Below are 12,858 nucleotides of genomic sequence, written 5' to 3'. Positions count from 1 at the left end.
AATGCAAAGTTTTAATTCTGAAAATTCGGGCATTCTGAAAATTCTGATTCAGACAAGTTACCTCAGCTCCTTCTCTTTCAAAAATTTCACTAAGGCCGCCGGGTGATCGGTCTGTAAGCCTTTTAAACCCACAGCCAAGGCTTTGTTCCAATCTGCCGGGCCTTCACCTGCACTTTGGATATCAGGCCAAACCGGGATATGATATTCACTGGCTAATGCGACCATATCTACGGTATATTGATTGTATGATCCGTCAAGAATATCAGGATGATACTGATTGATAAAACTCTTCATCCCGGCAGTACTTTTAACACTATCGGGCAGGCTCAGCATCAACGGCATTTTGGGAGCAGCTTTACGCCAGCCTGTAAACTGGACAGCACTGTTAATATAAACCAGCACTTGTTTCTCCATGCCGTATTCTTTGATCATCTGATAAGCTTGTTCCGGATCGGCAGCCTTAAAGTCAAGGTAAATTCCTATCCGGTTTTTGCATACTTTTAGGATTTGCTTAAAGGTTGGGATCCGGAATATTTGTTTACTTGCGGTATCCTTACTTTTCACCTTTAGCTGCAGCAATTCGGCAAGCGTAAAATCTTTTAACTGGCCTTTGCCATCGGTCATGCGGTTGATGCTGCCGTCATGCATGCTTACCAACTCACCGTCTTTAGTGGTACGCAAGTCTATCTCTACATAATCGGCCTCATTTTTTATGGCCTCTTTATATCCTTCAAGTGTGTTTTCAGGATAAATAACATGATCACCACGATGGGCGGCAACAATAAATTTATGTTTTGAAACCGGGGCCGGGTTGGGTTGCCACCCATCAGCGGGCAATAACCATAGTAAACCCAAAATAGTTACTAATTGAAAACGCATCTTGTTTTATTTTTTACCGGTAACACTTCCAATAGCATCGCCAACCTCATGACCGGCAGCAGCCTTAAAATCAAAGCCCAATAAATTGGCTATGGTTTGGGCCAGTTGTTTATGATAGGTTGCCTGGGCCAATTTCATTTCGCCGGAGGGCGGGGTATCCGGGCCGATAACCGCAAACCAGGTTTGTTCCGAGTGTAATACGTCCGATCCGTGGTCATGCCATTTCTTCGTAGGCTCATCGCCCCTACCGTGGTCGCAGGTAATGATCAGGGTAGTTTTGTTTTTATAAGCAGGCTCTGATTGGATATAGTCCCAAAGCTGTTTTATAAAACCATCTTCCTGTTTAATACGGTCAAGGTAAAATTTATAGTTGCCCCCGTGGGCCATATCGTCAGGTTCATCAAATGATACATATAATGCACGCGGTTTGTACTGCATCATATAGTTTTTAGCAAACTCAAAGGTCAGAAAATCGATCCGGGTTGAATCGCTGATATAACGGGGAGCTTCCAGTTGCAGCTCATTCAAGTGTTTCAGGCGGTCGTTCATACCAGGAACATCCAAAGGCATAAAACCCGCATTAACTAAAACACCGGCACGTTTCGGGCTTAAAATCTGTGAAAATCGCTCCCACGATGCAAATGCGGCTACTTTGTTTTCAAAACCTTTTTGCTTGTTCAGAAACTCAAGTACGTTCATGTTAGGATTATAAATACCATCGTTGGTATTCATCCGTTTATCGGGGAAACCGGTAAATATTTCATTGTATCCCGGGTATGAAAAATGATAGGGGTTGGCAACCTCATCTTTGCTGCCCAGATCACGGTTACCGTACAGCTGCCCTTTTTCAACTACCGTACTCCAAAAGAAAGGCATCAGCAGTTTACGGCGATCGGCTGCGGCATCCGTCCAGAAGTTTTTACGAACCTCATTCTTATCCTGGGTATCGTTTGAGTTGATGATAGCCGAATCGGCACCGCGGAAAACTTCCTGCCAGCGTAAACCATCGATAGTGACAATAACTACGTTTTGGGTTTTGTGTGCTTGTGCGAAGAGGGTTGTAAAAGATGCTGAAAACAGCACCATTAAGATTAGCTTTTTCATAGGTTTTGTTTAATCAATAAAGGCCCCTTAATTGGGGCCTTTATATAGTGTTAACTTCAATTTTAATTATTTAAGCAACCACATGATACCATTGATATCATCACTGCCGCCAAACTGGCTTGTTAATGCCGCTTTGTAGTTTGTAGCATTAACGGTGCGCTCTGACTGAGGATATTCAAAACGCGCAGGGATACGGCTGCTATTACCTGTACCAGGACCGGTAGTAAAGGTTGGCACACCTGTACGACGATAAGTGAAATATGACTCAAGTCCTGAGTGACGGAACAATGCAAGATATTTTTGCTGTAATATTTGTGTAAGGCCTGTTGCACCATCGGCATACTTCACAGCCGGTTGTGCATAGTAGGTTGTCCAGTTAACAGTAACCGGGAACACATCATAGCTCGACTGATCGGCAGGGCCTTTTGTTGCACCAGGCCTGTAAAAGTATGCTGAAAATATACTTGCACCGGCAACTGTTGGGATACCATAATACTGGTACGATGCCTGGATACCGTTAATATAATAAGTTTCGGCATTGCCTGTAGCCCAACCACGGTTAATACCTTCGGCAATGTTGAACATCAGCTCCGGATATCCTATCTGGATACTTGGCTCACCTATATAAGTTGAATAAAAGTGCTTACGGTTGATGAATGAATAACGCTGTAAAGTTGCGTTGTTATACATTACACCAAGGTCAAGACCCGGATCGGCCCCTACAAATGAATCAAAACTTGTTGGGCTTTGTTTCAAGGTATCAACCAAATAGCGTGAAGGCTCGGCGGTTACAAAAACCCTTGGATCTTTAAATTTAGTAAGCAAACCTACATAAGTTGCCGATGAGTTTTGCCTTGATCCGTTTTGACCAAAGTTATCCGGGTTTTGAGGATAGTAATTGCTCGGCGCTACAAACTTATATTGCAGGTTATCGTCAGAGCTGGTCATGATAGGATATTTAGTTGGGTTACCAACAATAGCAGCAAACTGTGCTTTCACATCAATATCAGCAGTTTTTTTACTTAATGCAAGTAATAACCTAATATGGAAGCTATTTACAGTTTTTTGCCATTTTGCCAGATCGCTACCAAAATAAATATCGTTTGATAAAGTAGCACCAACACCTGTGCCACCTGAATTTGGATCAGCAATCAGTTTGGTTAAATCGGCATTCGCAGCTTCAAGCCATGCTAACGACTGCACCATAACATCTTTTTGTGAATCATATTTTGGAGTGAGGTTATCCAGACCTTTTAATGCATCGGTCATTGGGATATCACCTTCTTCAAGGCTCATTTTACTAAAGAAATAAGCTCTGAAAAATTTCCCCAAAGCCTCATACGGATTTACAGCAGCACCGCCGGTTGCAGCAGCACGTTGTTCCATTACTACTACGTTTTTTAACGTATTATAATAGTTATCGCCACCATTAGCAAAGGCATCATAACGGTTATTACCATAATAATCATAGTTATAAAGGTAATATTGCGAATAAATTTCGTCTTCAGATTGCGGCAAATCGGCCATTTTATTAAGGATCCCATTAAATAATAATGATGCAGGTACTACACTTGGCACATTATTGTTTTTGGTAAGGTCCTCAAAACTTTTCTTACATCCGGTTACTGTTAGCAAAGCAAACGCCGGCAGTATTAAAATTCTAAATATCTTTTTCATAATCATCGTATGTTTTATTAGAATGATACATTTAAGTTAAAACCATAGCTACGTACTGTAGGCGACTGCAATACAGTTGAAGAAGTAGCATAGTTATACTGATCTAAATCCACATCCTTAAAGCGTTTGTCTCCGTAGAAGTATAGCAGGTTACGGCCATAAACCGATACCGATGCTTTTTTGATGAATGATTTATCAAGCCATGCTTTAGGGAAATCATAACCAAGGGTTACTTCACGAAGTTTTGAGAAGGTTTTGCTCATGAGGTTTGATTCATCAACATTGTAATATTTACTTACATAATCCTGCACCAATGCTGTTTGCTTATTAGGAGCGTACTGCAAAGCGCCATAGTTGGTGATTTTACCGGTAGCAGGGTCGTAGTTGATAGCTGCACCGTTTGACACGGTTACGCCTTCGCCTACGTAACTACCGTTATAACCGGCCTTGCCAAAGTTTTGCCAGTCTTTATAACGGGCATCACCCAAAGCGCCTGTAGCGGTTTCAATGTTTGCACCGCCGCGCATCGTTTTGTTATGCATATAGTCGATGATCACGCCACCAACCGAACCGTCAAACTGGAAACCCATGTTAAAGTTTTTGTAACGCAGTTTGTTGGAAAAGCTCCATGAGTATTTAGCATTCTCGTTACCTAAATATTGCGGAACCGGTAATGCCAACGGTTTACCGGCAGCATCATTGATGATTTGACCTTGCGGAGTTCTTGCAAAAGCGGTACCGTATAATTTATCTACACGATCACCTTTTTTGAAGAATGTTTGGTAAGTATCCTGGTTTGGAGGTAACTCTTCGTAAACGTCTTTAAAGGTACCTACGTTAACCAAAACATTCCAGCTAAAGCCACCAAGGTTTTTGATAGGGGTACCTTCCAGTGAAAACTCGTAACCGGTTTTCTTGGTTTTTAAAGCATTAAGATATAAAGTAGTGTAACCGGTAGCCGTTGATATAGCGTTAGCCAAAATCTGCGGACCGTCAATATATTGGAAAGTAGTAGCCGATAAACCTAAACGGTTTTGTAAGAATTTGATATCGAAACCTTCTTCATAGTTAACACGGGTTGAAGTTTTGATGTTTGACTGATACAAAAAGTCAGATGCAGAAGCTGCAGGCTGGCTGTTATATGGTTTGCTGGTTAAGTAGAATGGGTTAAGCTGATAGCTTGGGCCATTATAAGGTGAGTTATAAGTACTGCCGTAACCAAGCGGGTTTAAGAATAATGGGTTTGAATTAGGGTTGCTGGTAGTTGTTGAACCGCCGTAAACCGAAATCGCATTAAAAGGAGCAGGACCGATTGTTGAGCTTGAAGCATCGGCTTTTACTGTTGAGTAAGATGCCCTTGCTTTTAAGAACGAAATAACTTCGGGCAGTTTAACGTAATCAGAGATCACAGTTGCTGCTGAAACACTTGGATAATAATAAGTAGTTACGTTTTGGAAGGCCGATGATTTATCGATACGGCCGGTGCTTGATAAGGTAGCATATTTACCAAATGTAGCATCAATTGAGTAGTAACCGCTTAATACACGTTCGGCCGATGAGAAGTTGGTTGACTGTACCGCATTTTTTGAATTGCTGAAAGCATAAACTTCAGGTACGTTCAAATAGTCTGTTGATGTCCAGCTTGAGTTGTAGTTAAAGCTGCGCAGGTTTGAACCAACTAAACCTGATAAGTTCACAAAGTTTTTGATAGTGTAGTTGTAGTTTACAAATAACTCGGTGTTATTATCAAACAGGTTACGGCGGTCTTCGCGGTAATCGCCCTGGTTACCTTCACGGCCATAAGGGTGGGCCGAAAAAGGCAGGTCTTCAGTACGCAGGATGTTGTATGTATCAATTTGCGAACGTAAAGTAACGTTTAAGTTATCGTTGATCTTGAAGTTTCCTGACAAGTAACCGTAAACGTCATTTTTGTAATGACCACGGGTCCATTTTTCAGTTAACAGGTAAGGGTTATGATAACGGGTATACTCGGCAAATACCGATTGTACACCTTCTTTACCTGGCTGCCAAATGGCTTTGATATCGGGTGCATTGATATTCCAGTCGGCACCTGTCCATACAGCAATGTTGTAAATGATACTGTTAGGGCCGTACTGTACGTCCGGAAAGTTATCAGTTGATTGCCTGTTGAAATCAACGTTTGCTTCAAATCTCCAGCGTTTTGTAGGAGTGAACTGAGCGTAAAAGTTGGCATTAGCTATATCAAGGTATTGAGAAGGGATATAGCTTGTTTGGTGTTGCTGTGAAACTGAAAAACGGGTTACATAAGTATCACCAACCGAACCTAATGAAACGTTGTTATTGGTTTGATAACCTGTTTTCAAAAAGTTTTTCAGGTTGTCTTTACCACGTGCAACCCATGGGGTACCCTGGCGTACGCCATTAACAACAGGGCTGTCATACTGAGGGATCAACTGACCGGCAAAATATGGGCCCCAAACGTCATAATCACTATCCACACCACCCGGTGCACCACCTTTACCATCAACAAAGGTGTAAAAAGTATTTTCGCCCGGGCCAAATGTGCTTTGTGTACGTGGGAAAGCAAGGAAGCCGGTATTCATTACCGTACTGCTGTTTATATCAACAGTTAAACCTTTTTTGTTTTTTTCACCTTTTTTAGTGGTGATCAAAATCGCACCGTTTTGTGCGCGGCTACCGTAAAGTGCCGCAGCCGACGGGCCTTTTAATACAGTATAGGTTTCGATATCGTCAGGGCTGATGTTATAGGTATCAGTGTTAATAGGGAAGCCGTCTACTACATATAATGAAACAGCGTTACCCCTGATCAATACAGATGGGTTACCCAAAAGTTCGGCAGATGGGCCTACTGATAAACCTGCTACTTTACCTGTTAAACCTGTAATGGGATTAGGGTCGCGGGCCATGGTAACATCTGCACCATTTACTGATTGTGTTGAGTAACCAATGCGCCTGGTTTCTTTTTTAACGCCCAGCGCGGTTACAACAACCTCATTTAATGCTTTGCTATCGCCAATCAGGCTTACATTTATAGTTGTTTTGTTATCAACCACCACATAAACCGGGGCATAACCCACAAACGAGTAAACAAGTGTTTGACCTGCGTTTGCAGTAATACTATAACGGCCGTCAATATCAGTAACAGTACCTTTATTCTGGTCTTTAATTCTTACACTTACGCCCGGCAGCGGCAAGTGTTTGTCATCGGTAACAGTACCGTTTATTTTGGTTTGTCCGAATAAAATAGATGGAGCTACGCAAAATAACAAAACCGTTATTACGGTTCTTAATCTCTGGTAAATCTTGTTCATCTGCTAAAATTTAAGGGTGAAAGGATGGATGTTTTCATACAGCAATACTAAACTTTGTTTATTATTAGTAAACCAATTTAGTATTAAGCTATACTTAACTTGATGTTCACCCTGTGTTAAGCAGGTGATTTTTGTAACAGACAGATTATAAATTAATCACAAAAACTTAATATGGCCTTTATCCGTTTACCACTTGCAGGTGCGCAAGGGCAATAGCTTTTAAATGATCAACGTTATTTACAGGCACGTGCATTTCCTTGGCCATATCGTCCCAGTAGCGCAACCTGATAATAAGCTCTGCATCCTGGTTCAATTCAAATTCGGCTGCTTCTTCGGCAGTCATCACGCCTCCCTGAAACTCGAGGGTAGCCTTACTGGCATCCGACAGGCGGTTATAATATTCGGGGTATTTATAGGTAAGATATCTTTTGGCAATTACGTGACCCTGCACAAGGTTGGCAACCCTTTCAGAAAAACCACGCTCCAGCAGGTAATCGGCACCCAGGCGCTCATGATCAACATTGCCCATGCCATCCATGCTGCCTGCTTCTTCAGCATCGGCACAAAGATGTCCTATATCATGAAAAAACGCGGCAAGCACAACCTCATCATCATACCCTTCGGCCTCGGCCAACGTTGCAGCCTGCGACATATGTTCCAGTTGAGAAACAGGTTCTCCTATATAATCGGCATCGCCAAATTTTTCGTATAATGAAAATACTTCATCAACTACAGCTTTCGGATTATATTGAGATGGTGCCATGCTATTAAAATTTTTAGGTGCAAATAAACGGCATACAGGTTAGGTAATTATTAAATATTCATGAAATATATTAATTAAAACCAATATTTATCATTAATTTTTAATACCGCAAGCCGCTTATCTTATTAAATATAAACAATTTCAAAACTCATGTATTGGTTATGAAAACTTAACTAAGGCAACAATATTATATAAATACCCGTTAACATTTAAACTACGTTGTTTCAAAGCGTAACAAAAAAATCATTTTGGATAAATAGCCTGATTAATTACTTTGCGCACCAAATAACCTGCTATAAATGGAAGAAGACATACTGATACAAATCAGTAACCGGATAAAAGAACGCCGCCGCGAAAAAAATATAACCGTACAGGAACTTGCTATAAGGGCCAACGTAAGCAAAGGCCTGATATCACAAATTGAAAACAGCCGCACCATCCCATCGCTCATTGTACTGATAGATATTATTAAAGCACTGGAAATAGACCTGAACGAGTTTTTTAAAGATATGCGTTCAAAAAGCGATCATTTGCCAGTTTTGGTAAAGCGCAAACACGAATACGATCATTTTGAAAAAGAGCATGCCGATGGTTTTCATTACCAGCGCATCTTTACCCAATCGATAAGCCAAAGCACTGTTGATATTGTAATATTGGAGCTTGAACCCGATGCCACCCGCCCGCTTGTTGAAACCGAAGCATTTGAATATAAATATATCCTGTCCGGCCAGGTAGCTTACCAGTTTAATGATGATACCATCACCCTTAACCAGGGCGATAGCATGCTCTTTGACGGACGCATCTCCCATACTCCAAAAAACATGGGCAATACCACAGCCAGTATGCTGGTGGTTTATTTTTTTGAAGAAAAGAAATGATGGAGAATGGTTGATTGAGTGAGTGGTTAATTGAATAAGGGTAATGTAACTTCTCTTTCAGAGGTTATTACAAAAATTTATTCGTTATCAACAGAAAAAAAAGCTGATCAGTGCATCCACTCGGTAGGTGCTTTGCCAAATTCTTTTTTAAACGAATGGGAAAAATGGGCCAGGCTCTCAAATCCTAAATCGAGGTAAATTTCGGATGGTTTCCGGTTTTTGTTTTCGATGAGGTGACGCGCCTCTGCAAGCCGCCTGGCTTGCAGCCAATGCCGGGGCGAAGTATCAAAAGTTTTTTGAAAATCGCGTTTAAACCCCGCAAGGCTCCGACCCGTAAGTTGCGCAAATTTCTCGACAGGTATATTGAAATGAAAATTGCTGAGCATAAATTTTTCCAGGTCGATTTTATGCGGCTCCGAAAAATCGAACAGAAAATCTTTAAGTTCGGGCATAGTGTGCAGCAGTAAGTGCACAGCTTCCCTTACTTTCAGCATGCCCAGTTGCTTGGTTATTTTTTCGTTGGGATGGTGAACATAAGGGATCACCGATTGAAAAAAACCTCGTAAAAATTCATTTTCGGGGATCCTGATATTGGGTTGACCGGTGTATTTCTGCCCCGGTTCTATCTGCTCTTCCAAAGCAAGCTGCCGCAGCATATCTTCTTTCAGGCAGATGATGATAGTTTGATAGTCGCCGCCATCTACCGGCATTTTGATGAGTTCGCCCAATTGATTTTTACGGATCAGCATCATTTCGCCACCTTTCATCGAGATTTTTTGATTAGCGGTTTCGATGCTGAATTGCCCCGAAACTTGTAGTACCAGGGTGCTATGCTCAAAAAAGCCTACCTTTTCTTTTCTCATCCTCGAGAAAAAAGAATAAAAGATAACGCCTGGAATTATTTCGGTTGGATTGGTCACTATGTAAATATATAAAATAGGAGGGGCTTATGCAGCCCATCCATTTATCGTTGCAGGTATGTACCACCTAATATTGCCCCCTGGGCAAAAGCGGTGTTGAGTGTATTCATTTCATCAGCACTAAATTCAATTTGCATAGCCTGTATGTTTTCAGGCAGGCGCGATCTGCGACTCATGCTCACCAGCGGCATAATATTATCATCCTGGGCGTTTACCCATGCTATGGCAAGCTGTGTAGGCGTGTAGCCTTTGTCGCCGGCCATCTGTTTTAATACTTCAACCCTTTCAAGATTTTTCACCAGGTTTTCTCCCTGGAAACGCGAAAAATGGTTATGATAACTATCTGCCGGAAGCGGTGCTTTCATATCGCCGGTAAGTAAACCTTCGGCGGTGTTGGCAAACGCTACTACGCCTATCCCCAGTTCTTTAGCAGTAGGCAGCAGGTCGTTTTCAATTTGCCTGTCGGCTAACGAGTATCCAATTTCCAGCGCGGTTACAGGGTGTATGCTGTTGGCTTTGCGTAATTGATCTGCAGTAATTTCAGAAACACCAAGATGGCGTACTTTTCCTTCCTTAATCAGGTCGGCAACGGTACCTATCACATCTTCTACCGGAACGCTGTTATCCAGGCGGCAGGGTTGATACAGATCGATGGTATCGATACCTAATCGTACTAACGAATAATTGATGAAGTTTTTGATGGCTATAGGGCGGAGATCTAAGCCAAGCCATTGGCCATTATAAAAAATGGCGCCAAATTTTACGCTGATAAAGGCGTCGTCGCGGCGGCCTTTAACAGCCTTGCCTACCAATAGCTCATTATGACCGGCGCCATAAAAATCGCCGGTGTTTAAAAAGTTGATGCCGTTATCTAACGCCGCCTGTATAGTGGCGACACTTTCGTTTTCGTCGTTAGCTGTACTGCCCCAAACTGATGACATGCGCATACAGCCCAACCCCAGTTTTGAAACCAGCGGGCCATTTTTGCCCAAATGTATTCTCATCATGTTTTCCATAGTTGATATTTTATTTGAAAACAAAGATCAATAGTTTTGTTCATGAGGAAATTTCTTGCACGGCTCAATTTACTTGTCCGTATGGCTCAAATTTTTATGATAATTACTTGGTAGAAACGCCTTACATGCATTTGCCGTTCAAATTAAGGACGCTCAATCAATCACCCCTTAACCAAACCTTAACACTAATTTAGTTTAATTTTAATAAAAAAAGTTTAGTATTGCTAAACAATTATATTTGTTATTATGAGCATAAAATTAGTGGTATTTGATATAGCCGGTACTACGGTTAAAGACGATCATGAGGTAAGTAAGGCTTTCAGGGCTGCTATGCAAAAGTCAGGTTATGAAGTTGAACTGGAGAAAATAGACCCATTGATGGGTTATGAGAAAACCCTCGCTATCCGTAAAATGCTTACCGAACATGAGGCCGATCAGTCAGTTATTACCGACGAGCTGGTAACTACCATACATAAAGAATTTGTACAGCAAATGATTAACTTTTACCAGTTTGAGCCGGGTATTGAACCGCTGCCAAACGTTGAAGAAACTTTTGCCAAACTGCACGAGCAAGGTGTTAAAGTGGGCATCAATACCGGCTTCTCGCGAGATATTGCCGATACTATTGTTAACCGGCTGCAATGGCATGAGAAAGGCCTGATCGATTACGTTGTTGGCTCGGACGAGGTTGAACTTGGTCGCCCGCATCCTTTCATGATCCGGAAAATGATGCTCGAAGCAAATATAACCGATGCAATGGAAGTTGCTAAAGTAGGCGATACCGAGGTTGACGTACGCGAAGGGCAAAACACCGGCTGCAAATATTCCATAGGTGTAACCACCGGCATTTTTACCCGCGCCGAGCTGGAAACCTATAACCCAACCCATATTATTGACGATATTGCACAGGTAGTTGACATCATAAACCAGTAAGTATTATGAAACTGATTGAAAGTTTACGTGCAAAAGTAGCCCAATGGCCTTATGCACTGATTTCAGTTTTGGCAGCGGTTTCGGCCTTTGGAACGTATACATCCATGTACGCTTTCCGTAAGGCATTTGCGGCGGCAACTTTCACAGGTCACGAATACTTTCATGTTGATTATAAAGTTTGGCTGGTTATAGCGCAGGTTATCGGCTATATGAGCAGCAAATTTTACGGCATCAAATTTATAGCCGAAGTAAACAGCAAAACACGCGCACGTTATATTTTAACGCTAATCGGTATCGCCTGGGCAGCTCTCCTCGCTTTTGCCTTTGTACCAGCCCCATGGAATATTGTGTTCCTTTTTATAAACGGTTTTCCGCTCGGTCTTATCTGGGGATTGGTTTTTGGTTATCTGGAAGGCAGGCGTTCAACCGAGTTTATGGCTTCAGTATTATCTATCAGCCTTATTTTTGCCTCAGGATTTGTGAAAACAACCGGGCGCACTTTAATAACCGGTTTTCATGTAAACGAATACTATATGCCCTTTTTAACAGGGGCCGTATTTGTGTTGCCGCTGTTATTTTTTGTAGGTTGTATGGAATTAATCCCGGCGCCTACCGCCGAAGATAAACGTCTGCGTTCCGAACGTACACCGATGAGTGCAACTGAGCGTAAACAATTCGTTATCCGCTTTTTGCCGGGCATTATCCTCACCCTTATCGTTTATGTGCTTCTCACCATCATGCGTGATGTGCGTGATAATTTTGAGGTGGAGATCTGGGCCAGCCTGGGCATTAAGGATAACAGCATTTTCACTACTACCGATATCAAAATCTCGCTGGTGGTATTAGTAGCGATGAGCTTGCTGATCCTTGTGAGGAAAAACCTCCGTGCTTTCAGCATCATCCATTTAATGATCATTGCCGGTTGCGTACTGGTAGGCATATCAAGTATCATGTTTACCCTTAAAATGATGGGGCCAACCTTATGGATGACATGTGTTGGCCTGGGCCTGTACATGGGCTATGTGCCCTACAATGCTATATTTTTTGAGCGGATGATAGCATCGTTTCACTATAAAAGCAACGTTGGTTTTATCATGTACATTGCCGATTCGATGGGATACCTGGGCAGCGTAAGTGTTTTACTGGTGAAAGAGCTTGGCCGCCCTTCAATAAGCTGGGGGACATTTTTCCAGGAAGGTGTAATGATAGTGGCCCTCGCCGGCGGCATTTGCGGGTCGTTATCCCTCATTTACTTTTTACAAAGCGCTGCCCGCGATAAAAAAAAATTGAGTACCGAAGAGGATACCGGCGAACAGATAAATTTTCAGACGATAAGTCCGCAGCCATGAGTTCAGAGTCAAAAAATGACGAATG

At 42.1% G+C, this 12,858-nt stretch carries 10 protein-coding genes; 3 read left to right on the top strand and 7 right to left on the bottom strand.

Translation table 11 applies throughout. The features are described 5' to 3' along the window. Nucleotides 1-57: 57 nt before the first annotated feature. From SNE26_RS28550 to SNE26_RS28530, 5 genes are all read right to left on the bottom strand, one after another. The gene (locus SNE26_RS28550) at nucleotides 58-879 is read right to left on the bottom strand and encodes a glycerophosphodiester phosphodiesterase family protein (RefSeq protein ID WP_321557223.1); all 822 of its coding nucleotides are present in this window, start codon (nucleotides 877-879) and stop codon (nucleotides 58-60) included. Nucleotides 880-885: 6 nt separating this feature from the next. Continuing rightward, complete coding sequence (locus tag SNE26_RS28545; RefSeq protein ID WP_321557222.1) at nucleotides 886-1,983, bottom strand: alkaline phosphatase family protein; 1,098 nt, start codon at nucleotides 1,981-1,983, stop codon at nucleotides 886-888. 66 nt (nucleotides 1,984-2,049) lie between these two features. Further along, nucleotides 2,050-3,660, bottom strand: a complete 1,611-nt coding sequence (locus SNE26_RS28540) for a SusD/RagB family nutrient-binding outer membrane lipoprotein (protein WP_321557221.1) — start codon at nucleotides 3,658-3,660, stop codon at nucleotides 2,050-2,052. Between the two features lie 17 nt (nucleotides 3,661-3,677). Beyond that, nucleotides 3,678-6,974 (bottom strand): SusC/RagA family TonB-linked outer membrane protein, encoded by a 3,297-nt coding sequence (locus SNE26_RS28535; RefSeq protein ID WP_321557220.1) that lies wholly within the window; start codon nucleotides 6,972-6,974, stop codon nucleotides 3,678-3,680. 178 nt (nucleotides 6,975-7,152) lie between these two features. Continuing rightward, entirely contained in the window at nucleotides 7,153-7,737 is a 585-nt protein-coding gene (locus SNE26_RS28530; protein WP_321557219.1) for a phosphonate degradation HD-domain oxygenase, read from the bottom strand. 299 nt (nucleotides 7,738-8,036) lie between these two features. Here SNE26_RS28530 and SNE26_RS28525 point away from each other — a divergent pair, with 299 nt between their 5' ends. Further along, the gene (locus tag SNE26_RS28525; protein ID WP_321557218.1) at nucleotides 8,037-8,615 is read left to right on the top strand and encodes an XRE family transcriptional regulator; all 579 of its coding nucleotides are present in this window, start codon (nucleotides 8,037-8,039) and stop codon (nucleotides 8,613-8,615) included. Between the two features lie 107 nt (nucleotides 8,616-8,722). Here SNE26_RS28525 and SNE26_RS28520 read toward each other — a convergent pair whose 3' ends face one another. After that, entirely contained in the window at nucleotides 8,723-9,478 is a 756-nt protein-coding gene (locus tag SNE26_RS28520) for an AraC family transcriptional regulator (protein ID WP_321557217.1), read from the bottom strand. 101 nt (nucleotides 9,479-9,579) lie between these two features. After that, complete coding sequence (locus SNE26_RS28515) at nucleotides 9,580-10,542, bottom strand: aldo/keto reductase (RefSeq protein WP_321557216.1); 963 nt, start codon at nucleotides 10,540-10,542, stop codon at nucleotides 9,580-9,582. Between the two features lie 255 nt (nucleotides 10,543-10,797). On the opposite strand from SNE26_RS28515, the gene SNE26_RS28510 reads away from it, so the two are divergent. Then, nucleotides 10,798-11,484: an HAD hydrolase-like protein gene (locus tag SNE26_RS28510; RefSeq protein WP_321557215.1), complete on the top strand. Its 687-nt coding sequence runs from the start codon at nucleotides 10,798-10,800 to the stop codon at nucleotides 11,482-11,484. Between the two features lie 5 nt (nucleotides 11,485-11,489). Next, entirely contained in the window at nucleotides 11,490-12,833 is a 1,344-nt protein-coding gene (locus SNE26_RS28505) for a DUF5690 family protein (RefSeq protein ID WP_321557214.1), read from the top strand. The last annotated feature ends 25 nt before the right edge of the window (nucleotides 12,834-12,858 follow it).

The organism is Mucilaginibacter sp. cycad4, from assembly GCF_034263275.1.
In the GTDB taxonomy this organism is placed as follows: Bacteria; Bacteroidota; Bacteroidia; order Sphingobacteriales; family Sphingobacteriaceae; genus Mucilaginibacter.
The sequence above is the reverse complement of the archived record's forward strand: the minus strand, read 5'-3'. Positions and strand labels throughout refer to the sequence as shown.

What these genes read in the sequence shown, in the direction of transcription:
- SNE26_RS28510 (WP_321557215.1), top strand. Translation starts at nt 10,798, where the DNA reads ATGAGCATAAAATTAGTGGTATTTGATATAGCCGGTACTACGGTTAAA.
- SNE26_RS28535 (WP_321557220.1), bottom strand. Translation starts at nt 6,974, where the DNA reads ATGAACAAGATTTACCAGAGATTAAGAACCGTAATAACGGTTTTGTTA.
- SNE26_RS28530 (WP_321557219.1), bottom strand. Translation starts at nt 7,737, where the DNA reads ATGGCACCATCTCAATATAATCCGAAAGCTGTAGTTGATGAAGTATTT.
- SNE26_RS28505 (WP_321557214.1), top strand. Translation starts at nt 11,490, where the DNA reads ATGAAACTGATTGAAAGTTTACGTGCAAAAGTAGCCCAATGGCCTTAT.
- SNE26_RS28545 (WP_321557222.1), bottom strand. Translation starts at nt 1,983, where the DNA reads ATGAAAAAGCTAATCTTAATGGTGCTGTTTTCAGCATCTTTTACAACC.
- SNE26_RS28515 (WP_321557216.1), bottom strand. Translation starts at nt 10,542, where the DNA reads ATGATGAGAATACATTTGGGCAAAAATGGCCCGCTGGTTTCAAAACTG.
- SNE26_RS28550 (WP_321557223.1), bottom strand. Translation starts at nt 879, where the DNA reads ATGCGTTTTCAATTAGTAACTATTTTGGGTTTACTATGGTTATTGCCC.
- SNE26_RS28520 (WP_321557217.1), bottom strand. Translation starts at nt 9,478, where the DNA reads ATGAGAAAAGAAAAGGTAGGCTTTTTTGAGCATAGCACCCTGGTACTA.
- SNE26_RS28540 (WP_321557221.1), bottom strand. Translation starts at nt 3,660, where the DNA reads ATGAAAAAGATATTTAGAATTTTAATACTGCCGGCGTTTGCTTTGCTA.
- SNE26_RS28525 (WP_321557218.1), top strand. Translation starts at nt 8,037, where the DNA reads ATGGAAGAAGACATACTGATACAAATCAGTAACCGGATAAAAGAACGC.